Source organism: Novosphingobium sp., assembly GCF_040398825.1.
Classification (GTDB): Bacteria; Pseudomonadota; Alphaproteobacteria; order Sphingomonadales; family Sphingomonadaceae; genus Novosphingobium.
Map to the genome: position 1 here is coordinate 1 of NZ_JBBATI010000007.1, position 26,241 is coordinate 26,241.

Sequence of the window (26,241 nt, forward strand, 5' to 3'; positions counted from 1 at the left end):
AACCGTCGTACTGGTAAATCCGGTACCGAGGGTTCGAATCCCTCCGTCTCCGCCATTCTGATCCCGCTGCCTTAGCCCGCCCGGCGCTCCTACGCTGGATTTGCGCTGATGATCGGGTGTGGCCGGGCTGGCGCCGGCAAAATGCGACGATTTTCCGCAAAGTGGTTGAGGAAGACAGGCTGAACCTGCACGATGAACCGGCCCACCGCGCCCAGGCGCAATCGCTGCGCATGGAAAGGCTTGGTCATGTCGTGGTCCCGTTTGACGCTGATGCTTGGCTGTACCGGGCTGATTGCGGTACTGCTGACCGGCCCGGTTGCGGGCCGGCGCACCGCGCCCGGAATTGATGCCGTGTGGGCCAATCCGGTGGCGCGGGCGCGGGCAGAACAGGCCGGCGCACCGCTGTTTCAACGCCATTGTGCAGGCTGCCATGGTGCCGATGCGCGCGGCATTGCCGCCGCGCATACCCCTGATCTGACCGATGACCGCTGGCTGTTCGGCGGAGAGGATATCGACACCTTTGTGATCCGCCCGTCGGACATCGCGGTCACCATCCGCCACGGCATCCGCAGCGGCGATCCGCGCGCGCACAACCTGGCGCTGATGCCGGCGCTGGGCGTCGGCCACAGCCTTGATCCCGACGAAGTCGCCGCGGTGACCGAATATGTGCTCAAACTGTCAGGCCAGCCGTTTGACGACAGCAAGATCGCCACTGGCAAGGAAACCTTCGAAGGCGAAGGCGGCTGTTATGATTGCCACACCATGCAGGGGTGGGGTGACCCGGCGATCGGTTCGACCGATCTGACCCGGCCCGGCACCTATTTGTATGGCCATGACCGCGCCGCGATCACCGCGAGCGTGACCCAGGGCCGGGTCGGCGTGTCACCCGCGTTTGCCCGCAAACTGAGCCCCGGCGAAGTGCGTGACCTGTCGATCTATGTCCTGTCGCGCGCGAAATCGCGCAAATATATCTGATACCGCGCAGCCGACATGCCAGGCCGCCGCGCCAGCTGGCGCGGGATTTGTGAATCCGTCACAAACGTGATCATATTCTTCCAAAATCAGTCAAAACCAATTACAGCACGACCTTCAACGGCGATCAGACCCTGCGGAGACGAGCAATGACAACCGGTACACTGCGTCTGGCGGTTGCGCTTTTGCTGGCTGGTTGTGCGTTTTCGCCGCTGTACGCCGATCCGCTGGAGGACGGTTTTCGCGATCCGCCGGCATCCGCGCGCCCGCGCGTGTGGTGGCACTGGATGAACGGCAATGTCACCGAAGAGGGCATCCGGCTCGATCTTGAATGGATGAAGCGCATCGGCATCGGCGGTGTGCAGAATTTCGATGCACAGCTGCAGACCCCGCAAGTCGTTGCCAGGCGGCTGGTTTACATGACCCCCGAATGGAAACACGCGTTCCGCTTTGCGGCGCAAACTGCCGACCGGCTGGGGCTGGAAATGGCGATCGCGGCATCACCGGGCTGGAGCGAGAGCGGCGGCCCGTGGGTGCCGCCGGCAGACGGCATGAAAAAGCTGGTGTGGTCGGAAACCGCGCTGCCCGGCGGCAAACGTTTCACTGGCAAGCTGGTCACACCGCCCACCACCACCGGCCCGTTTCAGGACCTGGGCATGCAGCCGGAGATCGGCGTTTCCGAACCCAAGACCGGCCTGCCGCAGCTGTACCGCGATACCTATGTGCTGGCCTATCGCGAGCCTGATGCGCCGCTGCGGCCGCAGGCATTCACGGCGTGGTCCGGTCCGGTCGATGGCGCGCTGCTGGCCGATGGCAAACAGGCCACGGTGGTGACGTTCCCGGCTGGCACCGCTGCCGGTCCCGCCTGGCTGCGCGCCGATTTCGCCGCGCCGCAAGTGATCCGCTCGGCCACATTGGGTGCACCGCCTGCCTCCTTGTTTGGCGCGGCCGGTTTCCAGCCGGTGCTCGAAGCCAGCAGTGACGGCGTGACCTTTCGCGAAATCGGCCGCTTTCCCAATGGCACCAGCGCGCAATATACCATTACCTTTCCCGCGGTGACGGCCAAAGCCATGCGCGTGCGCTTTGTGGCGGCGGCGCAGGGCTTTGGCCTGCCCACCCCACCCGCACCCGGCGCGGAATTCCCGGTGTTCCCCGGCTTCATGAGCGGTGCCGCGCCGCAAATTACCGTCGGCGAGCTGACATTTTCCGCAACCGCGCGCACGCACCGGTTTGAAGAAAAGGCCGGGTTTGCCACCAATCTGGATTATTACGGCATCGCCTCGCCCGCCGGCGCGGGCATCGCGGCGGACGACGTGATCGATCTGACCACCCAGATGAAGCCCGACGGCAGCCTGAACTGGACCCCGCCCCCGGGCCGCTGGCGCGTGCTGCGGCTGGGCTATTCGCTCACCGGCACCGAAAACCATCCCGCCACGCCAGAGGCGACCGGGCTGGAAGTGGACAAGTTCGATGCCAACGCGGTGCGGCGCTATATCAACACCTATCTCGATACCTATGTCGCTGCGGCGGGCAGCGACCTGATCGGCGCGCATGGCGTGCGCGCGGTGCTTAACGACAGTATCGAGGTCGGCGCCTCCAACTGGACACCGCGGCTGGTGCCCGAATTCGCCGCGCGACGCGGCTACGACCCGGTGCCCTGGCTGCCCGCGCTGACTGGCGTGGTGATCGGGAGCGCGGCAAAGACCGACGCATTCCTGTATGATTTCCGCAAGACGCTGGGCGAACTGATGGCCCAGGCGCATTACCGCACGCTGACCACGGAAATTCACAAGCGCGGGCTGATCCACTATTCCGAAGCGCTGGAAGACAAGCGGCCGTCGCTGGGCGACGATATGGACATGCGGCGCGATGCCGACATTCCGATGGCGGCGATGTGGTCCTATGGCGCGGGTGGCGCGCCGCAGCCGACCTATCAGGGCGATATCCGCGGGGCGGCCTCGGTCGCGCATATCTATGGGCAAAACCTGGTCGCGGCGGAATCGCTGACCGCGGCGTTGCAACCCTGGGCGTTTGCCCCGCGCGATCTGCAGCCGATGATCGACATGGAATTTGCGCTGGGGGTCAACCGGCCGGTCATCCACACGTCGGTGCACCAGCCGCTGACCGACAAAGCCCCCGGATTTTCGCTGTTCATTTTTGGCCAGTATTTCAACCGGCTGGAAACCTGGGGCGAACAGGCCAAACCCTGGGTTGACTATATCGCGCGCAACAGTTTCCTGTTGCAGCAGGGGCGCAATGTTGCCGACGTCGCGTATTTTTACGGCGAGGAAGCCCCGCTGACCGCGCTGTTTGCAAAGTCCGTGCCCACCGACCTGCCCGGCGCCAATGCGTTCGATTTCGTCAATGCCGATGTGCTGCTGAACCGGTTGCGCAATGACGGCGCTGACCTGGTGGCCAGCAGCGGCGCACGGTACAAAGTGCTTTACCTTGGCGGCAGCAGCCAGCGGATGAGCCTGGGCGTACTGCGGCGGATCGACGCGCTGGTGCGTGCCGGGGCCACGCTGATCGGTGAACGGCCACTGGGTTCGCCCGCGCTGATGGACGATCCAGCGGAATTTGCGCGGATTGCCGACCGGCTGTGGGGTGGCGATACCGGGCGCGGGCGGGTGTTGCCCGGGCACGATCCCGACGCGGCGCTGGCCGTATTGCAGATCCCGGCCGACATGACCTTTACCAAGTCTGCGCCCGATACCACGCTGATGTTCGTGCACCGCACCACGCCCGATGCCGACATCTATTACGTGACCAACCGCAAGGACCGCATCGAGGCTACCACGCTGTCGTTCCCGGTGACCGGCAAGGCGCCCGAATGGTGGGACGCAGGCACTGGCACCGTGGTTCCGGTCAGCTACAGCGTGAAGGCGGGCCGGACCGGCATTCCGGTTACGCTGCGCCCATACCAGTCGGGCTACATCGTGTTCCGCAAGCCCGGAGTGGCCAGCCTGGCCGTGCCCGCGGCGGCGCAGACGCCAATCGCCACGCTGTCCGGGCCCTGGGCGCTGACCTTCCAGCCGGGGCGCGGCGCTCCTGCCGCGGTGACCCTGCCGGCATTGACCGACTGGACCAAAAGCGCTGACGCCGGCGTGCGCTATTTTTCCGGAACCGCGACCTATCGCCAGACTTTGCAACTGCCCGCCAAGGCCGCCAAACCCGGCCAACAGCTGTTCCTGGAACTGGGCGAGGTGCATGATGTGGCCGAAGTCGTGGTGAACGGCACAGCGGCGGGCGTGGCTTGGAAGCAGCCCTATCGCGTGGCGGTGACCGGTCTGGTCAAACCCGGCGCCAATACGATCGAGGTGCGCGTGACCAACCTGTGGGTCAACCGGCTGATCGGCGACGCCCAGCCGGGCGCCACGCCGATCACCTTTACCACGCTCAAAACCTATCGCGCCGATGCCCCGCTGCGGCCATCAGGCCTGCTTGGCCCGGTGGTGCTGGAGGGGGAGCAATAAGGGCCAGCATAACGCTGAGCTGAATTCGCTTGAGCCCCTCCCCTCAGGGGAGGGGTTGGGGAGGGGTGTCCTGCGCCGGAAATGTCGCGCGTCACATCGGCGCAGGACACCCCCACCCAACCCTCCCCCTGAGGGGGAGGGCTTTTATATCAGGGGGTTGCATCACGCCTTGGCGTGGCCGCCCAGCGTATCGGCGAACCAGTCGGCGATGTAATCGTTGCCAAAGCTCATGTTGTCGGCGCCGACATGTTCGACCCCGCCTTCGCGCGCGGTGAATATCTTCAGTTCACGGCGCGGCGAATTGACCAGCTGGGCATAGCTCTGGTGCGCATAGTCAACGCTGATCTGCCGGTCGGTTGCGCCGTGGGTGACCAGGAACGGCACCGTGATGCGGTCGAGATGACCGTTGAGGTTCATGTCGTCGCTTTTGGCCAGGAAATCGGCGTGATCATGCGCGCCGAACACCCAATAGACGTGGCCCCAGTAGTGCGGAACGGGGTTTTCGCCTTCGCGCGCCATGCGTTTGTCCTGCACTTCGCGCCAATTGTGGTTGGCGCCCCAGGCCGCGCCGCTGGCAAAGCGCGGCTCATAGGCGACCGCGCGCGGGGCAAAATGGCCGCCCAGAGAAATGCCGGTCATGCCAATCCGCGTCTTGTCCACTTGCGGCTGGGTTTCCAGCCAATCGACCCATTTGGCTGCCCAGCGTTCGGAATAGGGCGTGGCGGGCAGGCCCTGCAGCCGCAGCGCCTCACCCGTGCCCGGCTGATCGACGCACAGCGTGTGGATGCCGCGCTTGGCCAGCGCCTCTGGAAATCCGCCCAGCCACAGCATTTCCTTCATGCTGTCCAGCCCGTTGCAATAGACCACACAGGGCGCCGGCCCATCGACCGGCGCGCGGTGGAACAGCCCGACGATCGTCTTGCCTTCATAGGGGATTTCTACGCGGGTCAGCGGATCGGCGGCAAACTGCGTGCCACGCTGGAAACTGTCCAGCGCCTTGGCATAGGTCGCCTCACGCCCTGGCGAGCCATGCGCCTGCATGCGCTCACCCGTCAGGTAATAGATCGTCGCGCGCTTCAACTTGTCGCCGGCGGAAAATTCGCGGCCCAGTGCCAGGTCTTCGTCGGCCAGGCCGACCAGCTTGTCGGCCATCTTTACCCATTCGGCCATGAAATCGGCGGTGCCGGCGTCCGCCCCGCTTTGCGCCTTGGCCCGCAGGGGCGCGATCATGTCGACGATTTCACCGATCCGCCCGCCGTTTTCCATCGCGATCGCGACCGACAGGTTCCAGATATAGTTGGGAAAGGGTTCAAACAATGCCATCGGATCAGACCCCGGCCGGCTGGAACAGCGCCGCATCGGGCGCGGGTTTTGGCATGGTCTGCGGGCCGCCGACACCGACGCCCCATTTGTCCATAATTTCGGGCGCGGGCGCGATCACTTGCGCCTGGTGCGCTTCGAAATCGACCATTTCCAGCTCTGACGTATATTCGACTGCAAAGCCGGCCGGCGTGGTGAAATAGCTGAAGATATTGTTGCCGGCGGTATGCCGGCCCGGGCCCCAGCGGATATCAACATTCTGCCGCTTCAGCCGCGCGATGCCGCGCATCATTTCATCGATATCGGGCATGTCATAGGCGACATGGTTGAGGCAGGGCGGCCCCGGCAGAAACGCGATGCGGTGATGCGCGGCGTTGCAGCGCAGAAAGCCCATGAAATCGCCCAGCCAGTCGCTCAACCGAAAGCCGAGCACATCCTGGAAGAACCGCATTTCTTCCTGATGGCGGGGCGAATGCATGACGATGTGGCTGATCCGTTCGGGCACTGCCTCACCCGGGGTCAGCACGCGCGCGGTACCGCGCGCAACCCCGGCCGAGATTTCATAGGGCAGCCCGTCTTTGGAAAAGAAGCGAAAGCCATAGCCGCCGCCGAACTGGTTGAGCGCCCGCGGCTCCCAGATGATCCGGCAGCCAAAATCGCGCACTTTTGCGTACAGCGCATCGACATCCGCGGCGTTTTCGGTGGCCAGCGCGATGACATCGATGCGCTGCACCGCGTCCTGACGCAGCCGCACGACATACAGCTCATCATGCCCTTTAGCGGCGAAATAGACCAGGCCGTCGGCTGCGTGGACCTGCTGCAGCTTCCACGTGTCGGCATAGAACGCGGCCTCTGCCGCAAGGTCGGTGACGGCATAGCCGACATAGCGAATTTCGGTAACGCGGCTCATGTCCGTGGTCTTTCTAGTGGCGCGTGGGCAAATGGAGCGGGGGTGATTTGTGGAACCGGCCGCCCTTCATGATGGCGGCAAGATTGTCGGCGTGCTGCAGCACCCGCACGTCGGCGGTGGGATCGCCGTCCACCAGCAGCACATCGGCCAGATAGCCGGCGCGTACCTGACCGACATCCCAGCCGACCAGTTCGCCGCCCTGGCTGGTTGCGGCGACCAGCGCCTGTGTCGGCGAAAAGCCGAACAGATTGACGAAATGTTCCAGATCGCGCGCGTTGCGGCCGTGCGGGTTATAGGGAAAGCCATAGTCGCCGCCGGGCAACACGCGAATGCCGCGCCGCCGCATGTCGGGAATGATCTGCTGCGCCAGTTCGATGCCGCGCACCGCGCCCAGCGCCGCAGCCTCGGCCGGGCCGATGCCGAATTCCCGCGCTTCGTGCACGCGCGCCCACAGCAGCCCGACGGCGGGGGCGGTAAAGGTTTCAGCCTTGCGCGCCTCAAACATATCAAGCGCTTCTTCATCGGCATATGTGCAGTGATAGATCGCGCGGAAACCGGCGCGCAGCGCGCGTTTGACCGCCTCGGCGCCCTGGGCATGGCAGGCCAGCCAGATGCCCGCGTCACGCGCGGCTGCGCCGATTGCCTGCGCTTCCTGTTCGGAATACATCAGCGTCTGCGATCCGCCCGGCTGAAACGCCTCGTCGCTGGACATCAGGAACTTTATGGTGTCGCAGCCTTCCGCCGCCTTTTGCGCGATATAGGCCTGCAAATGCGGGATATCGCGCTGATGCGTGGGATCGTGGCCGGCGGGCACACCCAGCACGCCTTCGGCGCCCTTTTCCAGCGCAGAGGCGCGCAGGCGTGGCCCGGGCATGAACCCGGCGTCGATCATGTCGCGCAACGCGGGTTCGATCCGTTCGCCCAGCGATCCGGCCGAATAGACGCTGGTAAACCCGTGATCGAGCGTGATCCGCGCATTCTGCGCGGTCACCAGCACGTGTTGTTCGATCGGCAGCGGCTTCATCGTGTTGATCATGCGTTCGGTCGAGGTCGGCCAGGTCAGATGGCCGTGCGATTCAACCATGCCGGGCATCAGCGTGCGGCCCTGGCCATCGACCACCGTCACGCCGTCGCGCGGCAAGTGTTCATCGCCGCGCGCCACCGCCTCGATCCGTTCGCCGCGCACCAGCACTTCGCCGGGAAACAGCGCCGTGCCGCTACCGTCGAAGATTCGCACAGCGGTGAACAGCGTGCCGGTCATGCGCCGGTGTCCGCCGTCAGCCCGGCGGCGGCGATGCCGGCCAGCGCACAGACCTCATCATTGTCGGATGTGTCACCCGACACGCCGACCGCGCCCAGCAGCACGCCCTGGTCAGACCGGATCAGCACCCCGCCCGGCACCGGCAGCATGCCCTTGGGAAAGGCGGACTGCAGGCCGGTGAAAAATGTGGGCATGGTGGCGGCGCGCCGCGCCAGTTCACGCCCACCAAAGCCCATGCCGAGGCAGCCCGCAGCCTTGCCAGTGGCGATTTCGGGCCGGTAGATTGAGGCAGTTTCATCGCGCAGCAGCGCCAGCGCATGGCCACCGGCATCGAGCACGACGCAGCACAGCGGCGCATATCCGCGCCGCTTGCCCTCGGCCAGAGTCTCCACAGCAATGGTATGGGCCTGTTCAAGCGTCAGCATGGTTTTCCTTTTCGCCGGCCCTTTTTACGGCGCGCGATCAATCTGTAAAAATGCTTGTTTGGATGATTATGCATCAGCAAGCTTTATGCCTCAGCATTGGCGATCGCTTCGATTTTAGCGCGCAGCCAGGTCAGCCCGGCATCATCCTTGCGGCCGGGATGAAAGCTCAACATCTGCTTCATCGCCGGGATTTCAAACGGCATTGGCGCGGTGGTGATGGCAAACCGGCCGGTCAGCTGACGCGCCAGCCGCGAATGCATCACCGCCAGCCGCGTGGTTCCCTCCAGCAGCCAGGGCACCGCGGTGAAAAAGGCGGCAGTGGCCATGATCCGGCGCTTGTGCCCCATCAGCTCCAGCTGGCGGTCGGCATAGGACAGCGTGGTGCCCCCGCCCAGCACCACTGCCACGTGCCCGGCATCGAAAAACGCCTGCGCGCTGATCTGTCCGCCCGCAATCGCCGGATTGCCGCTCCACCCCGCCACCACCTGCGGTTCGGTATAGAGCACATAGGACAAGTGGTTGCCGCCGATCACATATTCGGGGGTGATCGTCAGGTCGATCTTGCCTTCTTCCAGTTCCTGCACCGTGCCCGGCTGTGGCATCCCGCAATCGATGCGGATGCCCGGCGCCTCTTCAGCCAGCTTGCTGATCAGCGGCACGATCAGCGATGCCAGCACATAATCCGACGTCACGATGCGGAAATTGCGCTGGGTGGTGCCCGGATCAAAGTGTGGCGAACGCGACAGCATGGTTTCCAGCGCAAGCAGGCTTTCACGCACTTGCAGCGTCAGCTCGTCCGCGAACACCGTGGGGTGCATGCGTTTGCCCTGCAACACCAGCAGCTCATCGCCGAAATAGTCGCGCAGCCGGGCCAGCGCCGCGCTCATCGCCGGCTGGCTGAGGTTGAGCCGTTCGGCCGAGCGGCTGACGCTGCGCGTGGTCATCAGCGCGTCAAACGCGACCAGCAAGTTGAGGTCCAGCCCTTTGAACCGCATCGCCCACATAACCCTTTGCCGCGCGGCACAGGCGCCGCATCCATCCATACAAGTTATATGGTTTTATGCGTTATGACAATTTTACTTGATCGATGATTTCGACCAGATCACCATCAAACACGGATGGGAGATGGTGTGATGCAGATCGACCGGCGCACGTTTGTGGCCGCCACGGCGGCCAGCCTGGGCATGGCAGCCAGCCCCGCGCTGGCAGGCCTTTCCAAACCGTTTCCCAAGGACTTCATCTGGGGCGCGGCCACCGCCGGGCACCAGGTTGAGGGCAACAATATCAATGCCGATTGCTGGCTGCTGGAAAATCTGAAACCCACGGCCTATGCCGAACCATCGGGCGATGCGGCCAACAGTTTCGAATTGTGGCGGCGCGATCTTGATCTGGTGACCAATCTGGGCCTCAACAGTTACCGGTTCAGCCTGGAATGGGCGCGGATCGAACCCGAACCTGGCATGTTCTCGTTCGCGATGCTTGATCACTACAAGGCGATGATCGACGGCTGCCGTGCGATCGGCCTGCGCCCCATTGTGACCTTCAACCACTTTACCACGCCGATCTGGTTTGCCGCGCGCGGCGGGTGGATGAACCCCGATGCGCCACAACTGTTCGCGCGGTTTTGCGACAAGGCGGCGCGGCATCTCGCCGCCGGGATCGACCACGCCACCACGCTGAACGAGCCGAACCTGGCCGGTTTGCTGCAATCCCTGCTGCCCGGCGGCCTGCTCGATGCGGACAAAGCCATGGCCGCCGCCGCTGCGGCCAAACTGGGGGTGCCGTTGTTCCTGGCCGGCAATGCAATCTATCAGCCCGATCCGGCCAAAGTGCAGGCCAATCTGCAGGCGGGCCACACCGCCGGAAAGGCGGCGATCAAGGCCGTGCGTGGCGACCTGCCGGTCGGCGTGAGCCTGGCCATGCTCGATGACCAGGAGGCAGAGCCCGGATCGTTGCGCGATGCGACCCGCGAAAAGTTGTACAACAGCTGGCTGCGGCTGGCGCGCGCCGACGATTTTGTCGGGGTGCAAAACTATGAACGCGCGCTGTGGGGCCGCCACGGTAAGCTTGATCCGCCTGCCAATGCCCGCCGCAACATCATGGGATCAGAGGTCTATGCGCCCTCGCTCGCAGGTGCGGTGCGCTATGCCTATGAGGTCGCAAAGGTCCCGGTGATCGTCACCGAACACGGCGTTGGCAGCGATGACGACACGATCCGCGCATGGCTGATCCCCGAGGCGCTGAACCATCTCAAGGCCGCGATGGACGATGGCGTGCCGGTCAAGGGCTATTGCCACTGGTCGCTGATCGACAATTTCGAATGGGGCTTTGGTTACAAGTTCCACTACGGTCTGCACACGCTGGATCGCCAGACGTTTGAGCGCCGCGCCAAGCCAAGCGCGCTGGTCTACCGCGATTTCGTGCGCGCCAACACGGCAAGGGGTTAGGCAATGCGTATCGCATGGACATCGATTCTGGCAGCAGCACTGATGCTGCTGGGTGCAGTTCCCGCAATCGCTGCGGCACCCGCCTTCGCGGTCGATCCGGTGCCGCCTGTGCGCGGCGAAGAGATCCCGCTGAGCGATGCCTCGCGCGGCAGCGAAGTGTGGAACCGGGTGTTCGGCCAGGTGTGGGTGCGCAATGTGGCCGCGCCGTCGCTCTATGTCGTGCGGCCGATGAACGGGCGCGGCAATGGCAAGGCGGTGATCGTGGTGCCGGGCGGCGGTTATGCGTTTGTGTCGATCGACAGCGAAGGGTTTCGCGTGGCGGACCGGCTGGCCGCGCAGGGCTATACCGCGTTCGTGCTGAAATACCGGGTCAATCCCACGCCGCAGACGCCCGAAGGCTTCATGGCATCGATGGCGTCGCAGTTCGGATCGCTGGGCAAGGGCGAATTGCCCGATTGCCAGCCGGCGATCGATGACCTGGCGCATGCCGTGGCGCTGGTGTCGCAGCGCGCGGCGGAATGGAAGATCGATGCCCATGCCATCGGCGCAATCGGCTTTTCCGCCGGATCGCGATCGCTGATCCGCTTGCTGGAACACAAGCCAGAGGCGGCGCTGCTGCACCATGTCGCGCTGATCTATCCGCCGATGACCCAGACCGTGACCGGCGGCCCGCGCCCGCCGCTGTTCCTGGCCATCGCCGCGCACGATCCGTTGTTCAAACAGGGCGGGCTGCATCTGGTCGACAGCTGGCTGCACGAAAGCGATGCGGTGGAATTCCACCTTTATTACGGCGGCGACCATGGCTTTGGCATGATGCCAAAGGGCACCACCAGCGACCGCTGGATCGATCAGTACCTCGACTGGCTGGCTGTACAGTGATGCTGCGCCGGATTGTCGCCGCCTCGCTGCTGCTGGGCGCGAGCACAGCGGCGCTGGCCGCCGAACCGGTGCGCGATTGCCCGCTGGCGGCCACGCCGCTGGGGATCGAGTCGCCGCTGTCAGACGTGCTGATGCATCCCGGCGGGCGGCCTGCGCTGGAATCAGTAGCGCCCGATCTGGTCAGCGGGTTTACCAGGGCGTTTGGCGGGGGCGGCCTGCCGCCTGGCTTTGCCAATATCCTGACCCCGGGGGTGCTGCTGGACTCCAGACCTGACGGGGCCATGCTCCGGCCCGTGCTCAGCGCAAAGCTGGCGGCGCTGCCGATCACCGACGCGTTCACGCTGGCACGCTGCGCCCGCTATGACCACGAACGGCCGGTGCTGCCCGCGCGCGACGGGCGTCGCCAGATGCTGGTGTTCGAAAAGATCAACGGTTTCCGCGACAATCCTTCGGTCGATGGTGCCCGCGCCCGGCTGACCGCAATCGCCAAAAAGCGCGGCTGGCAGATCGTGTTCACCGATCGTGGCGGGGTAATGAACGCGGCCGACCTGGCGCGGTTTGATGTCGTGGTGTGGAACAATGTCAGCGGTGATGCGCTGACCACGCCGCAACGCGCCGCCTTTCGCGCCTATGTCGAACAGGGTGGCGGTTTTGCCGGCATCCACGGTTCGGGCGGCGATCCACGCTGGTTCTGGGACTGGTACGTCGATACGCTGATCGGCGCGCGGTTCATCGGCCATCCGGGGAAACCGCAGTTCCAGACCGCGACAGTGCGGCTGGTGGATGGCCGCAGCGGGATCGGCGCCGGGGTGGCAGAGCACTGGCCGCTGCTGGAGGAATGGTATTCGTTCGACCGCAACCCGGTCGATGGCGGCGCAGTGGCGGTCGCGACGATCGACGAGCAGGATTACAAGCAGATCGGCTATCGCGACGAGAACCTGGCGATGGGCTATCATCCGATCGCCTGGCGCAAATTCGTCGGCGATGGCCGCATGTTTTACACCGCCATCGGGCACCGGCCCGAAAACTATGACGAACCCCAGGCCGCCGCGCTGCTGGCGAACGGCATTGCCTGGGCCATGAGAAATCGAGCGACAGGACCAAAAGGGAAGCATGATCATGACTGACAAACCGCAGATTACCGCGATCGGCAGCGCCCTGGTGGTGGGCGGCGGGATCGGCGGCATGGCGGCGACGATCGATCTGGCGGCGCGTGGCGTTGCGGTCGATCTGATCGATATCGATCCCGAATGGCGCGTCTATGGTGCGGGCATATCGATCACCGGGCCAACCCTGCGCGCCTATCAGCGGCTGGGCATGGTGGAGGATATCGCGCGTGAGGGCGCGATCGTTTCCGGTTCGAGCATGTTCCTGTTCAACGGCACGCATCTGCGCGATCTGGACGAGCCGGTCATCGAACAAGGCCTGCCCGCGACCGGGGGCATCATGCGGCCGCTGTTGCACAAGATCATGCAGCAACGCGTGGCGGCGGCCGGCGTCACGGTCCGGCTGGGGATCACCGTCGATGGCCTGGCCAACCGCGACGGCGGGGTCGATGTCGGCTTTTCCGATGGCACCACCGGTCGCTACGACCTGGTGATCGGGGCGGACAGTATTCGTTCGCGCGTGCGCGATCTGGCCTTTCCGCACATGGGTGACGCGGTCCGCACCGGACAGGGCTGCTGGCGCGTGGCCATGGCCAAACCGCCCAGCCTGGAAAAGGGCGAGATGTTTTTTGGCCACAAATACATGGCGGGGATCACGCGTTGCGGTACGGACCGCATTTATCTGTGGCTGCTGACCCCGCACGAGGCGCGCGAAAGCCGCCTGACCGAGGCGGAATTGCTGGGCGAAATGAAGGCGCGGCTGGCCGGTTTCGGCGGCAATGCCGGCTGGGTGCGCGACACCATGACCGACCAGGACTGGGTCAATTACCGCCCGCTGGAGGCCAAGATCCAGCCGCGCCCGTGGTCGGATGGCCGGATCGTGCTGCTGGGTGATGCCGTGCACGCGACAACCCCGCACCTTGCGTCGGGCGCGGGCATGGCGGTTGAAAGCGCGCTGGTCCTGGCCGAGGAGCTGGCGCGTGCCGACAGCGCCGAGGCTGGCCTGATCGCCTATGAAGAACGGCGCTTTGAACGCTGTCGCGACGTGGTTGAAACCAGCGTCGCGATCGGCGCGGCGCAGCTGGCTGGCAGCCCGCCCGACCAGATCGGCGGGATGATGGGCGGCGCGCTGCACCGGCTGGCAGGGCCGTTTTAGCGCGGGAAAGTGAGCGTAATGCACTGACGTAAAAGCCCTCCCCCTCAGGGGGAGGGTTGGGTGGGGGTGTCCAACGCTGATGTGACCACAACAATGCGGGTGTCGGCCACCCCGCCCCAGCCCCTTCCCTGAGCGGCGGGGCTCGCACGGATTCGCCGCCAGTTCAGTCGGCGTGGCGCAAATAGGCCAGCGCCATCTTTGACAGTTCGTCCTTCATGAATTCCCACACCACCGGATCGCCGGATTCGGGGGTGGAGCCCAGCCCGAACTGGCGCGCGGTGGTGGCAAACACGATCTGGAACACCGCATTGGCCTTGTCGGCCGCATCGGGCGCCTTGATCTCGTCGCGATAGGTCAGGATCGCGTCGACCGACATGGCGGATGATCGCCGCGCGGTCTCTTTGCCCGGCTCTGACACCGCCGGGTCCACCGCCGCACGTTGCATGATGGTGCGCAGCAGCGGCGCGTGGGCCTTCAGAAACGTGCTGTAGCGTTCGATATAGCGCGGCAGGAACGCCCCCAGCGTGGCGGATTCGGCGATGGTCGTATCCAGCATCGCGCGTTCGCGAGCCAGGATTGCGGTCAATTCTTCGGCAATCACTGCGTGCAGCAGCCGGTCCTTGCTTTCAAACCGCAGATAGATCGATCCGATCGACACCGCCCCGCGCTCGCTGACATCCTGCAACGTGAACGCGTCGCTGCCGACCTCTATCATCAGCTGCTTGGTCGCCTCCAGCATGCGTTCGTAGGATGCCAGGCTGCGCCCCTGGCGGGGCTTGCGGCTGAGTGCGCCGAGCGCGAGCGCCTCGGTATGGCGGGTTTCGGTTGACATGGGCTCGCTACACTCTATCAAAACCATAACGTCAATTCTAATTTGATTCGTCTGATCCGTACCAATTGCGGACGGGCGTGTGGGGGATGATCGGCTGATGCGGTTCTCGGTGTTCCTGAATGCGCGCACGCTGCGCCCCGAAGACGACCGGCAGATGATGAAAGACCTGGAAACGCATGCCCTGCGCGCGCGCGATCTGGGCTTTTCGGCGATTTTCATGCCCGACCACCACTTCAACGGCTATATGCCGGTGGCCAGCGACAGCTTTATCTTTGCCGCCTATCTCGCCGCCAAGATGCCCGACATGCACTTCGGTTTTTCAGTGGTGTCGGTGCCGCTGCACCATCCGGTGCGTTTTGCCGAGCGCATCAACATCCTGGACCAGCTGACCGATGGCAAGCTGCTGGTCGGCATCGGCAGCGGCACCACGCCAGAAGAGATGATCGGCTTTGGCGTCGATTACAAAGACGCCGGTGCCATCGCCGAACAGAACCTGGCGCTGGCCGAGGCGCTGTGGGCCAAGACCATGACCGACCCGGCCATCACCATCGCCAATGGCCCCTACAATGGCCGCGTGCTGCAGCGCATCGCGCCGGCCGCCTATACCCCTGGCCATGCGCGGCTGATGCCGGTGGCGCTGAAAGAGGCCAGCGCGCGGCGCGCGGCGGAGCATGGCTGGCCCGCATTCATCCCCGCGTTCACACCCCCCAAGATCGGCGGCACAGAACCGTTTGTGCACGTGAAAAAGCATTTCGACGCCTACCACGCGCTGCTCACCACTGCGGGTCATGCCGATGAAACCGTGGCGGCGGCGCTCGACTGGACCACGCACACCTACCAATGCGTTCACGTGGCGGAAAGCGACGACCAGGCGCGTGAGGAACTGGAAGTGATCCTGCGCGCCTATCAGCATGCGGTGGAGCGTGAGGCCGAATTCAACGCCCGCGCCGAAAGCGATGCAGCCAATACCAAGACCGACCGCACCCCCAACGCGCTGACCGACGACTGGATCGGCACCTGGTGCCTGTATGGCTCGCCCGAAACCGTGATCGAGCACCTGCGGCCCTATCAGGCGCTGGGCATCGGCAATGTGCTGTGCGGCACGACCACCGGCCCGCTGACCGAAGAACGGCTGCGGCTGGGCAACCAGACTCTCGACCTGATCGCACAGCGGGTGATGCCAGCGCTAAAGCGCGATGTATAACATCGCTGAATGATAAACGATGAAAACATACTATTTCACTTAATGATACCGTTGCGGCAGGAAGAACCAGAAAGTCTGTCACAACCGGGCATCGCGGTCTTTTGCGCCGCTGCACAAGCGACGCGCCGGACCGACAGCCTGATCCAGATTTGAAGCCTTATTTTTTGTATTCAGTCATTTAGTCAATCGCCCCGGCCTTAATCGGGGTGAGCATCGGGAGGGATTATGCGAAATTTCATCACTGGAACCAGCATGCTTGCAGGCTGCGCGCTGGCTGCACTTTCGGCACCAGCGTTTGCAGAAGCCACGGCACCGGCTGACGCCGCCGCCGTATCGGTACCCGAAATCGTGGTGACCGCGCAGAACCGCAAACAGAACGTCAATGACGTGCCGATCGCGATCAACGTGATCAGCGGCGATGCGCTGAAAAAATCCGGTTTTTCCGACCTTAACGACATCGACAAGATCGCCCCGGTGGTCCAGATCAACCAGGATCAGGGCACTGTGAAGATTTCGGTACGCGGCGTCGGCACAACATCGAACGACGAATCGCAGGACACCTCGGTCGTCATCAACATCGACGGCGAATATCTCAACCGCCCCAACATCATGGGCATGTCGTTGTTCGACATGGAACGCGTCGAAGTGCTGCGCGGGCCGCAGGGAACGCTGTATGGCCGCAACTCGACCGGCGGCGCGATCAACTTTATCACGCGCAAGCCGGGCCGGACCTTTGGCGTCGATGCCTCGGCCAGCTATGGCAACTACAACGCTGTGCGTGCCGATGGTGGCATTGATGTGCCGTTTGGCGACAAGGCCGGAATTCGCGTTTCGGGCTTTTTCGAAGACCGCGACGGCTATGTGAAGAGCCCGGCCGGCGGCGGCTACTTTGTCTTCCCGGCATTCAAGGCGTTCAGTTCGGACGACAACCATGCCTATGGCGGCCGCGCGTCGCTGCGGCTTGATCCGACCGATGCGCTGTCGATCAACCTGGCGGCCGAATATTCCAAACGCAGCTTTACCCCCGGCGCCTATGCCTCGACCGACCTTAACGCGCCGGGCAATGGTCCGACCGGCCCCGGCTGCAACGCCAGCGGTTTTGCCCAGGTTGCACCAGCTTATGCCCCGCTGACGCTGTGTGTGCCATCGGGCACCAACTTCCTCAGCAAGATTGATCGCAGCAACTTTGCCGCACCGTTCTTTGGCAAGAGCCATATCGGTGAGGACAGCTATGCGGTGCGTGGTCGCATCGCGTACAAGTTCGGTCCAGAAGCAACGCTCAGCTATATCGGTGGCTACCGCCATTTCAACGGCGATCCGGGCAACCATCTGTCGCTACCGGAAACTTACCAGAACTTCAGCTTTGTCGACAAGGCCGATACCCAGAGCCACGAACTGCGCCTCAACGGCGTCATCAGTGGCGTGACCTATCAGGTCGGCGGCTTTTACTTCAAGGAAAAGCTCAATCGCGAAAACGGCTTCTTTGTGGCGCCAATCGGTATTCAGGCGCCATTGCCGAACGGTTCCTACCTCACCTATTTTGGCCGCTATATCTCGAGCGAAAGCAAGTCGCTGTTCGGTCAGGTCGAAGTGCCACTCGGCAGCAATCTGACGGCAGTCGGCGGTTTGCGCTATACCGACAACAAACGCAGCGCGCTGTATCTTAACGGAACTCCGTTTGGCGCCGGTCCGCCAGACGCCTTCCTGACCGCACCAGGCACGCCGACCTCCGATTTCCTGTTCAACTCCGGCCCCGGCCGCAAGAACATCCTGAAGCTGCCGTACCTGCAGTCGCTCCCGCTCGCCAGTTCGGAAAGCAAGGTTACCTGGCTGGCCGGGCTGAACTACAAGCCCAGCCGCGACACGCTGATCTATGCCAAGGCCTCCACCGGCTTCAAGGGCGGCGGGTTCGATGCGATTGGTGCCTACCGGCCCGAAACCAACACCGCCTTTGAAGGCGGCTGGAAGCAGACGTTTGGCGATCATCGCCAGCACCAGTTCAACCTTGGCGCGTTCTATTACAACTACAAGGACCTGCAGGTTTCGGTGCTGCTCGATACCACCAAGGGCGGGCAGACCTTCAACGCCGGCAAGGCAACAATCTGGGGCATTGAGGCGTCGGGCAACTTTGCGCTGGATGACAACACGCATTTCGATGCTTCGGTCAACTACCTCAATGCCCGCTACGATGAACTGCTCGCCCAGTTCAACGTGTTCCAGGCCCCGGGCGGCAACTTTGACCTCAACGGTGTGGGCGATCTCGATCCCACCAAACCCGGCATTCAGCAACCGAACTTCGCCGGCAATCGCCCGCCGTTCTCGCCCAAGATGATCATCACCATGGGGCTGGACCACGTGATCCATCTGGGCAATTCGGCGACGCTGACCGCGCGCGCTGAAACCACCTTCAAAAGCGCGTACTTCCTCGATTTCTACAACTATCGCGACGGCACGCAGGAGGCCTTTACCCAGTCCAACCTGAGCCTGGAATATGCGCCGGACAACAAGCGGTTTTCGATCGCCGCCTATGTCAAGAACCTCGAAAACACCCGCCCGCTGACCTACGGAAGCTTCACATCAGCCGGCGCGGACGACATCTACAACTGGCAGTTCGGCTCGCCCCGCCTGTATGGCGTGCGCGTCGGCATCAAGTACTAAAACCATACCAACGGGGGCGGTTGGCGACCGCCCCCGACAACCGGCAGCCAGCCGATCGCAACGGGAGACCGGGCATGCATGTGTCCGCCTGCATCGAATGGCTCGCGATCACCCGGACAGTGCCGGGTGTCTGACACCGCCGGAACGCCCGCGCGGCTCTCGTTTGCCGAGCGTGCCAGCTATGGCTTTGGCGATTTCGGCTACAGCCTGTCCTACAACATGGCGGGCGCGTTCCTGCTGTTTTACTATACCGATGTCGTCGGACTGCCGGCAGCCGCAGTGGGCACGATCTTCCTGGTCGCACGCATGCTGGATGCGGTGATCGACCCGCTGGTCGGGATCGCGGTGGACAAGACCCGCACCCGCTGGGGGCGCACGCGGCCCTATTTCCTGTTCACCGCTGTGCCCTATGTGCTGATCTTCATCGCGGCGTTTCGCGTGCCGCACTGGCCGGTGGGCGCGCAACTGGTCTATGCCTTTGTGACGTTCAAGGCGCTGGGCATCGTGATGAGCCTGGGTTCGATCCCCTATACCGCGCTGCTGCCGATGATGACGCGCGATACCGGCGAACGGCTGCGGCTTGGCGGGTGGCGATCGATCGGCACCTCGGTTGCTGTGATCCTGGGCACCGCAGCGACGATGCCGCTGGTCGGCGCGCTGGGTGGCGGCGATGCGCAGCGCGGGTTTACCGCGACGACACTGCTGTTCGCCGCATTGTCGTTGCTGGCGCTGCTGGCGCTGTTCCGCAATTGCCGCGAACGGTTCGAGGATGACAATGCGCCCGGCTTCAAGGTGCTGCCGGCGGTGGGCCAGATGTTGCGCAACCGCGCGTGGCTGGTGTGCTTTGCCTTTTGCATGCTCTATTTCATCCGCTTCGGGCTGATGCTCAGCCTCACCATCTTTTACGCCAAGGACGTGCTGCAACGGCCATGGCTGATCCCGGTGATGCTGCCGATGGTTTCGGGCGGTTTGCTGATTGCGGCGTTCATCGCGCCGCCGGTGCTGGTGCGCACCGGTATTCGCAGCGGCTGCATCGGCGCGATCGGGCTGGCGCTGGCGCTGTTCTGGCTGATGGCCGGGCTTGAAACCGCGCCCGACTGGCATGTGGGCGCGATCAGCGTGCCGCCGCTGCTGCTGCCTTATTTCGCGTTTTCGATTGTGACCTCGGTCACCATAACCGGCATTTTCACGATGGCCGCCAACGCCGTCGATTATCATCAGCGCAAATACGGCGTGCGCTATGAAGGGTTGCTGTCGGCCGGGATCAGCACTTCGACCAAGCTGGGCATGGCGCTGGGCACGGCGATGGCGGCATTCATGCTCGCGCGCGCGGGCTACACGCCCGATGTAGTAAGCGATGCCGCACGCGCCGGCATTCGCACCGCCTATTTCGGCGCACCCGCGCTGCTGCTGGTGCTGCAGGCGGTCGCGGTGGCGTTCTGGCCGATGGATGGCAGGGACTATCCGACCAGATGACGCGCAGTGCTGGGCTGCACGCGCCGCAAGCACAGCCACACCAGCAACACACATAGCGGGATCACCACCGCACTTTGGGTAAGCGTGGACCATTCCCGCGCGCCAACATGGACGCACGCGGCAATGCCGTGATTGAGCGCGATCCAGCCCGCAGCATAAAGCCCGGCGCGCGTCAGCCGCCGCAGTACCAGCGACGCGATCAGCACGGTGGCCGCGGCCAGTTCCAGCCACCCGATCGCCCGGCCAACCACCATCGGCAAATGGATCGTCCACGCCAGATGTTCGACCAGCACGGCCATCGGCGCGAGTGCCTTGTTATAGCCGACAAACAGCGAAAATGCGGCGATCGGCAGCGCCAGCATGACCAGCAACGCCCGTTCGGCCAGAGCCGCGGTGCGGCGTGTCCCATCCACCATCGCAATCCCCCAATGCGCGCTTGACGAAGGCGCCAAATTTATAGAATGAACATTCTAATTGCTTCACGGGAATCGCGCAAGCCATGCGATTTTTGGTTCACAACAGGGTGGCGCATTGGCAGCCGCTCTCACAGGGAGACAGCCAGATGGCGATCAAACGTGGCGTAAGCCTGTACAGTTTCCAGAACGAGACGTTTCAGGGCAAGATGAGCCTGGAAGATTGCCTGCGCACCTGCGCCGGCATGGGCGCCAACGGCATCGAGGTGATCGGCGAACAGACGTTCTGGGGCTGGCCGGAAGTGGCTGTCGAGGATGCCGCGATTGAAAACTGGCACGCACTGATCGCCAAGTACGACTGCGTGCCGGTGGCGCACGATTTCATGCTCGATTACAAGCGCTACAAGGGCCGCGAGATGCCGTTTGCCGAACAAGTGGCATCGGTGCGCAACGACATCGATTTCGGCGCGCGCCTGGGCGTGAAATATATCCGCGCGCTGGTCTCGATCGCACCCGAAGTGCTGGTCGCCGCCGCGCCCTATGCCGAAGAAAAGGGCATCATCATCCTGACCGAAGTGCACGCCCCGCTGCATTTTGATCATCCATGGATCATCCGCCTGGCCGAAGCGTTTGAAAAATCGGGCTCCAACGCGTTGGGCTTCCTGCCTGACATGGGCATGTTCCTCCATGCCTTTCCCCCGGTGTGGAAGGAAAAGTTCCTGCGCATCGGCGTGCCGCAGCCGATCGCCGACTATATCGAACAGGCCTATGCCGACCGCGTGCTGAGCGAATATGTGATCCTTAACGTGCAGCAGATGGACGGGGTCGGTCCCGCCATCGCCATGGCCGAAACGCTGCGCCACAACGCCGCTTATGAACCGAAGCGGATGCTCGATTACATGCCGCGCATCCACAACATCCACGGCAAATTCTATGAGATGACGGCCGACTGTGTCGAACCGTCGATCCCCTATGACCAGATCGTCAGCGTGCTGCAGCAGGGCGGCTATGACGGCTACATCTGTTCGGAATACGAAGGCAACCGCTGGATCGAGGACGCGATGGAGCCCGACAGCGTCGAACAGGTGCGCCGCCAGCAGGTGATGCTCGCCACGCTGCTGGGCGAACCCGCGCCCCAGCTTCAGAACGCTGCCTGAAAGGACCTGGCACCATGATGGACAACAAGATGATCGTCGAGGACAGCCTCGAAAGCAGCGACAAGGGTTTCGCGTTCTACGGCCGCCTGCCCTATTATCGCGGGCTGGGCCTGTCGATGGTCGAAGATATCCAGATCACCGTGGATGGTGAAGCAGTGGCCCGCGAAGACGTGCGCTTTCATGTGCGGGGCAAGACTTATACGCTCGACCAGATGGAAACGGTCTATGATGATCGCTGGAACTTTGGCGAACGGGCCAAGATCATCGCGATGAAGCCGGGCGGCCTGACCCCGGGAACACACACCATCAGCTTTGCCGTGCGCATGCGCGTGTCCTACCTGCCATTCGTGCCGACCACCAAAGACACCAAGGATCTGGCGCTCGCCGCCTGACATGACCGACCTTTCCATCGATCAGGCCGCCCTGCTGACGGCGGGCGCGGCCATGTGGTCATCGGTTGCGATCCCCGCTGCGGCCATTCCGGCGTTCACGATGAGCGACGGCCCGATGGGCATCGCCAGCGGCAAAGTCGACGAACGCGATATTGCCCGACTGTCCCCTTGCGCCACGGCGCTGGGGGCCAGCTGGGATGCCGACCTGTCGCAGCGCATCGGCACGCTGGTGGGGCAGGAGGCGGTGGGGCGCGGCATCGACATGGTGCTGGCCCCCAATGTGAACCTGGCGCGCAGCCCGCTGGCGGGGCGCGCGTTCGAATACTTTTCCGAAGACCCGCTGTTGACCGGTGTGCTGGGCGCGGCGTGGATCACCGGGCTGCAATCGACCGGCACCGGGTCCTGTGCCAAGCACCTGGTGTGCAACGACAGCGAAACCGCGCGCGACAGCGTGAATGTGCAGGTGGATGAACGCACCTTGCGCGAAGTCTATCTGCTGCCGTTCGAATTTGCCGCCACGGCGGGCTGCGCCGGGATGCTGGCGGCCTATAACCGCGTCAACGACCATTTTTGCGCCGAACAGCACCACGTGCTGACCGAAGTGGTAAAGGCGGAATGGGGCTACACCGGCGCGATCCTGTCCGACTGGTTCGGCACGCACAGCACCGCGCCGACATTGAGCGCCGGGCTGGATATGGAAATGCCCGGACCCGCGCGTTTCCTGGGCGCAAAGGCCGCCGCTGCCGTGGCCGATGGCACGCTGTCGGCAGACCGCGTGCAGGACGCCGCCGCGCGCGTGGCCGCCACCGCGCGCCGCGTGACCGGCCCCAAATCGCAACCGTTCGCGCCCGACACGGTGTCAGACCTGCTGGTTGAGGCGGCCGCCGCCGGGTTTGTCCTGCTGAAAAACGCCGATGCCCTGTTGCCGCTCGATCCGGCTGCGATCGGCACGCTTGCCGTTATCGGCCCCAATGCCGCCACCCCGTGCTTTCAGGGCGGCACCTTTGCCAAAATCTCGGTGCGGCCCGATCTGCCATCACCGATCGAGGCGATCCGCGCGCGGTTTGGCGCGCATTGCACCGTGCTGTTCGAGCCCGGCGTCGATCCTGCGCCGCGCCTGCCGCTGATGCCCGTCACCCCGGCGCATGACATCGGCGACCGTTGCACGCGCGGCATGACGATCGACTATTTTGCCAGCCCCGATTGCAGCGGCGCGCCAATGACGCGCGAAACGCGCGATACCAATTCGCTGGTGTGGTTTGCCGGCATGCACGATCAGGCCCCGTTCGCCATGGGCGGATCGATCCGCGCGTCGGGTCGCTTTGTGGCGAACCGTGGCGGCACTTATCGCTTTCACCTCGGCGCCACCGGCATCTCGCGCATGCTGGTTGACGGGCAAGTCGTGGTCAGCACTGCCGAATGCCCGCCGGGTGACACCATGGGCGTGCTGAAAGCGGGCGATTCGGACCACGCCGCCATTGCTCTCGCCGCCGGGCAGGGGGTCGATGTGGTGGTGGAGTTCGACTTTGCCGGCGCGCGCGTCCACGGCCTGTGGTACGGCATCCGTGCGCCCGGCAGTGGTGAGGAACTGCTGGCTGCTGCGGTGGAGGCCGCGCGTATCGCCGATGCGGTGCTGCTGATCGTCGGCGAAACGTCCGACAGTTCGGTCGAAAGCAAGGACCGGCCCGATACGCTGCTCGCAGCCAGCCAGCGCGAACTGATTGCGCGCGTCACCGCCGCCAACCCGCGCACCGCGGTCATCACCAATGTCGGCCACGCCTATGACGCGTCATGGGAAAGCACCGCCGCCGCGCATCTTGCCACCTGGTATCCGGGCGAAGGTTTTGCCGAGGCGCTGGCAGCGGTGATCGCCGGTGACCGTGAACCGGGCGGCCGCATGCCGGTGACCATCGCCCGCGCCGAAGCCGACTATCCGGGCTATGCGCTGCAGCCCGACCCCGACGGCCGGCTGGCCTATACCGACGCGACTCGCCTTGGTTATCGCGGCATTATCGCCGCCGGCAAGACCGCGCAGCACACGTTGGGCGCCGGGCAAGGCTATGCCCGGTTTGCCTGGTCCGATGTGGCCGCCACCAACCGCGGCGTTGACGTGACGATCACCAACATGTCCGACCGTGCCGGCGCGGAGGTCGTACAAGTCTATCGCGATGCGCCCGAACCCACGCTGATCGGCTTTGCCAAAGTCCACCTTGCACCGGGCGCCAGCCAGCGCGTGACGATCGCCCTGCCCCGCCGCCGTTTCATGACCTGGGGTGAACAGGGTTGGCAGATGCTGCCCTCTCCGCTGCGGTTGCGGGTGGCGCGCCATGCCGAAGACGCGGGTTTCGCGCTGGAAGTCCTGCCAGCGTCGCTGAGCGATATCGGCATGTGAGGCCCTTCCCCCCCTTCAGGGGCGTGGTCAAACGTCAGAATTACCCCAGCGCGCGATAGCGGAAATCGCGGAACACGGCCTGGCCCTTGCCCGCCGCGAACAGCGCGGGGCGCAGGCTGGCCAGATCATCAGAGGTGTTGGCGTTATAGCCCGAAACCTCGGACCGGATCGCATGGCGGGTCCAGGTCTGGCCATCGTGGCTGTAATAAAAGCTGACGATGTTGTGATCGTTGATGATCCGCAATTGCAGCGTCCGCGTGGCCGGTGCCGGTTCGCGCCAATACATCGGCATGCCGCCGCGATAGCTTTTCATAGCCGCCCCATCGATGCCCATGCCCAGAAACAGCCGGCGGTTGTAGAACAGCAGCAGGCCCGCTTCGACTTCGCCAGCGCATTCGACCGTGACAGAGATCTCATAAGCCCGGTCGCCGACCCCCTGCGTCAGCACAAAGCCATCGCCCGGGCCGCTGCCCCGCCCCGGCAGGACCAGCGTGCCACCGCCCACGGCAATGCGCCCGGCATCGGCCGGACTGACGCCATAGGTGGTCCAGCGCGTGCCCAGCGCATTGCTGGCAAAGCTGTCGGACCGGGCAAAACCATGCGGCCCGCCTGCCCGGCCGGTGGGCATCGGCAGCGGCTGCGACAGATCGCCACCGGTTGCGCGGGGCCAGCCATCATCGGTCCAGGCAAACGGTTCCAGCAGGGTTTGCCGCCCCAGCGTGCGATAACCGTTTTCATAGCCGTGATAGACGAAATACCATTGCCCGCGCGGGCCCTCGATGGCGGTGGCATGGCCGCGCGACCACCACGCCTCACCTTCGTCACGCGTGCGCACGATCGGGTTGTGCGGGCAGTCCTGCCACGGGCCATGGATCGATCGCGCGCGCGCTGCGGTGACCATGTGCCCGGTGGCCGGGCCGCTGGTGCCGCCCACCGCGGTGATCAGATAGAACCATTCGCCCCGGCGCAACAGCTTTGGCCCCTCCAGCGCATAGGCCTCGGTGATCCAGGTGTCGGGATATTTCCACCCGTCATAGGCGTGGCTGACCGGGCCGACGGTGGACAGCCCATCGTCCGCCAGTTGCACGCGTTCGACCCCCGACAGGAACAGGTACCGCTTGCCGTCTTCGCCGACCACATGCCCCGGATCGATCGATCCGCGCAGGCCCAGATCGACCGGTTCGCTCCACGGCCCGGTGATCGCATCGGCATGGATCACGTGGATCTGCGACGCATCCCTGACCGTGGCGGACCACGGCGCGGGGATGAACGGGATATATATGAAATAGCGCCCGTCGTGCTTCACCAGATCGACCGCAAACCCTACTGCGATCGGATGCGCCAGCGCCGGCCCGACCGGGACCCAGTTCACCAGATCGCGCGAATGCCAGATCAGCAGCCCCGGCGCCGCATCAAAGCTGGAATGGGTGAGGTAATAATCATCCCCGTCTTTCAGGATCGACGGATCGGGATAGTCGCCCGCCAGCACCGGATTGCGGAACATGCCGTTGCCCAGATCGGCCCGGCGCTGGCCTTCGATACCCCTGCCCCAGCGGTCAGGCAAAGGGCCTTGCACACGCAGTGCCGCATGGTCCGGCATGGCCTGCAACATGCCGGGCGCCGCAGCCGCACTGGCCGCCAGGCCGCCCAGCGCCAGCAACGCGCGGCGATCGATTCCGTCGTTTTTCATGGCGACTATCCCTTGACCTTGCCGTCCGTTAAATTAGAATGCACATTACAAATAAAGCAACCGAAAGTTGGTGTTGGG

At 64.2% G+C, this 26,241-nt stretch carries 20 protein-coding genes; 12 read left to right on the plus strand and 8 right to left on the minus strand.

The window, feature by feature from the left end; all coding sequences use genetic code 11:
• Positions 1-246 precede the first annotated feature (246 nt).
• Together ABWP89_RS05465 and ABWP89_RS05470 are read left to right on the plus strand one after the other, a co-directional pair.
• Complete coding sequence (locus ABWP89_RS05465) at positions 247-975, plus strand: c-type cytochrome (protein WP_353227788.1); 729 nt, start codon at positions 247-249, stop codon at positions 973-975.
• Between the two features lie 146 nt (positions 976-1,121).
• The gene (locus ABWP89_RS05470) at positions 1,122-4,445 is read left to right on the plus strand and encodes a glycosyl hydrolase (protein WP_353227789.1); all 3,324 of its coding nucleotides are present in this window, start codon (positions 1,122-1,124) and stop codon (positions 4,443-4,445) included.
• A gap of 162 nt (positions 4,446-4,607) precedes the next feature.
• Here ABWP89_RS05470 and ABWP89_RS05475 read toward each other — a convergent pair whose 3' ends face one another.
• The 5 genes from ABWP89_RS05475 to ABWP89_RS05495 form a co-directional block, all read right to left on the minus strand.
• Positions 4,608-5,768, minus strand: a complete 1,161-nt coding sequence (locus ABWP89_RS05475; protein ID WP_353227791.1) for an alpha/beta hydrolase family protein — start codon at positions 5,766-5,768, stop codon at positions 4,608-4,610.
• A 4-nt stretch (positions 5,769-5,772) separates the two neighbouring features.
• Entirely contained in the window at positions 5,773-6,675 is a 903-nt protein-coding gene (locus ABWP89_RS05480; RefSeq protein ID WP_353227792.1) for a VOC family protein, read from the minus strand.
• A 13-nt stretch (positions 6,676-6,688) separates the two neighbouring features.
• Entirely contained in the window at positions 6,689-7,936 is a 1,248-nt protein-coding gene (locus ABWP89_RS05485; protein ID WP_353227794.1) for an amidohydrolase family protein, read from the minus strand.
• Positions 7,933-8,361, minus strand: a complete 429-nt coding sequence (locus ABWP89_RS05490) for a GlcG/HbpS family heme-binding protein (protein WP_353227795.1) — start codon at positions 8,359-8,361, stop codon at positions 7,933-7,935. Before ABWP89_RS05490 ends, ABWP89_RS05485 begins: the two co-directional genes overlap by 4 nt.
• Before the next feature lie 83 nt (positions 8,362-8,444).
• The gene (locus tag ABWP89_RS05495; protein ID WP_353227796.1) at positions 8,445-9,356 is read right to left on the minus strand and encodes a LysR family transcriptional regulator; all 912 of its coding nucleotides are present in this window, start codon (positions 9,354-9,356) and stop codon (positions 8,445-8,447) included.
• Positions 9,357-9,494: 138 nt separating this feature from the next.
• Here ABWP89_RS05495 and ABWP89_RS05500 point away from each other — a divergent pair, with 138 nt between their 5' ends.
• The 4 genes from ABWP89_RS05500 to ABWP89_RS05515 are packed head-to-tail and all read left to right on the plus strand — an operon-like array spanning position 9,495 to position 13,949.
• The gene (locus tag ABWP89_RS05500) at positions 9,495-10,808 is read left to right on the plus strand and encodes a family 1 glycosylhydrolase (protein WP_353227912.1); all 1,314 of its coding nucleotides are present in this window, start codon (positions 9,495-9,497) and stop codon (positions 10,806-10,808) included.
• A 3-nt stretch (positions 10,809-10,811) separates the two neighbouring features.
• On the plus strand, positions 10,812-11,687 hold the full coding sequence (locus ABWP89_RS05505) for an alpha/beta hydrolase (protein WP_353227797.1): 876 nt from the start codon (positions 10,812-10,814) through the stop codon (positions 11,685-11,687).
• Positions 11,687-12,814 carry a ThuA domain-containing protein gene (locus ABWP89_RS05510; RefSeq protein WP_353227798.1) on the plus strand — a complete coding sequence of 376 codons (1,128 nt, stop codon included), beginning with the start codon at positions 11,687-11,689 and terminating at the stop codon, positions 12,812-12,814. Before ABWP89_RS05505 ends, ABWP89_RS05510 begins: the two co-directional genes overlap by 1 nt.
• Positions 12,807-13,949, plus strand: a complete 1,143-nt coding sequence (locus ABWP89_RS05515; RefSeq protein ID WP_353227799.1) for an FAD-dependent monooxygenase — start codon at positions 12,807-12,809, stop codon at positions 13,947-13,949. The genes ABWP89_RS05510 and ABWP89_RS05515 overlap by 8 nt, the downstream gene beginning before the upstream one ends.
• A 163-nt stretch (positions 13,950-14,112) precedes the next feature.
• On the opposite strand, the gene ABWP89_RS05520 is transcribed toward ABWP89_RS05515, so the two are convergent.
• Positions 14,113-14,781: a TetR/AcrR family transcriptional regulator gene (locus ABWP89_RS05520; RefSeq protein WP_353227800.1), complete on the minus strand. Its 669-nt coding sequence runs from the start codon at positions 14,779-14,781 to the stop codon at positions 14,113-14,115.
• Between the two features lie 79 nt (positions 14,782-14,860).
• Between ABWP89_RS05520 and ABWP89_RS05525 the strand changes: the two genes are divergently transcribed.
• The 3 genes from ABWP89_RS05525 to ABWP89_RS05535 all read left to right on the plus strand — a co-directional run bounded on the left by ABWP89_RS05525 (position 14,861) and on the right by ABWP89_RS05535 (position 20,119).
• Complete coding sequence (locus ABWP89_RS05525; protein WP_353227801.1) at positions 14,861-15,985, plus strand: LLM class flavin-dependent oxidoreductase; 1,125 nt, start codon at positions 14,861-14,863, stop codon at positions 15,983-15,985.
• A 252-nt stretch (positions 15,986-16,237) separates the two neighbouring features.
• Positions 16,238-18,643, plus strand: coding sequence for a TonB-dependent receptor (locus ABWP89_RS05530; protein ID WP_353227802.1), 2,406 nt, complete (start codon positions 16,238-16,240; stop codon positions 18,641-18,643).
• Between the two features lie 126 nt (positions 18,644-18,769).
• Positions 18,770-20,119, plus strand: a complete 1,350-nt coding sequence (locus ABWP89_RS05535; RefSeq protein ID WP_353227803.1) for an MFS transporter — start codon at positions 18,770-18,772, stop codon at positions 20,117-20,119.
• Here the strand turns inward: ABWP89_RS05535 and ABWP89_RS05540 are convergent.
• Positions 20,104-20,535: a DoxX family protein gene (locus tag ABWP89_RS05540; RefSeq protein WP_353227805.1), complete on the minus strand. Its 432-nt coding sequence runs from the start codon at positions 20,533-20,535 to the stop codon at positions 20,104-20,106. The two genes, ABWP89_RS05535 and ABWP89_RS05540, sit on opposite strands and share 16 nt — an antisense overlap.
• Before the next feature lie 146 nt (positions 20,536-20,681).
• Between ABWP89_RS05540 and ABWP89_RS05545 the strand changes: the two genes are divergently transcribed.
• The 3 genes from ABWP89_RS05545 to ABWP89_RS05555 are packed head-to-tail and all read left to right on the plus strand — an operon-like array spanning position 20,682 to position 24,473.
• Positions 20,682-21,689, plus strand: coding sequence for a sugar phosphate isomerase/epimerase family protein (locus ABWP89_RS05545; protein WP_353227807.1), 1,008 nt, complete (start codon positions 20,682-20,684; stop codon positions 21,687-21,689).
• A 14-nt stretch (positions 21,690-21,703) separates the two neighbouring features.
• Positions 21,704-22,081: a C-glycoside deglycosidase beta subunit domain-containing protein gene (locus ABWP89_RS05550; RefSeq protein WP_353227808.1), complete on the plus strand. Its 378-nt coding sequence runs from the start codon at positions 21,704-21,706 to the stop codon at positions 22,079-22,081.
• A gap of 1 nt (position 22,082) precedes the next feature.
• Positions 22,083-24,473, plus strand: coding sequence for a beta-glucosidase (locus ABWP89_RS05555; protein WP_353227809.1), 2,391 nt, complete (start codon positions 22,083-22,085; stop codon positions 24,471-24,473).
• A gap of 40 nt (positions 24,474-24,513) precedes the next feature.
• On the opposite strand, the gene ABWP89_RS05560 is transcribed toward ABWP89_RS05555, so the two are convergent.
• Entirely contained in the window at positions 24,514-26,163 is a 1,650-nt protein-coding gene (locus tag ABWP89_RS05560) for a family 43 glycosylhydrolase (protein ID WP_353227810.1), read from the minus strand.
• Between the last annotated feature and the right edge of the window lie 78 nt (positions 26,164-26,241).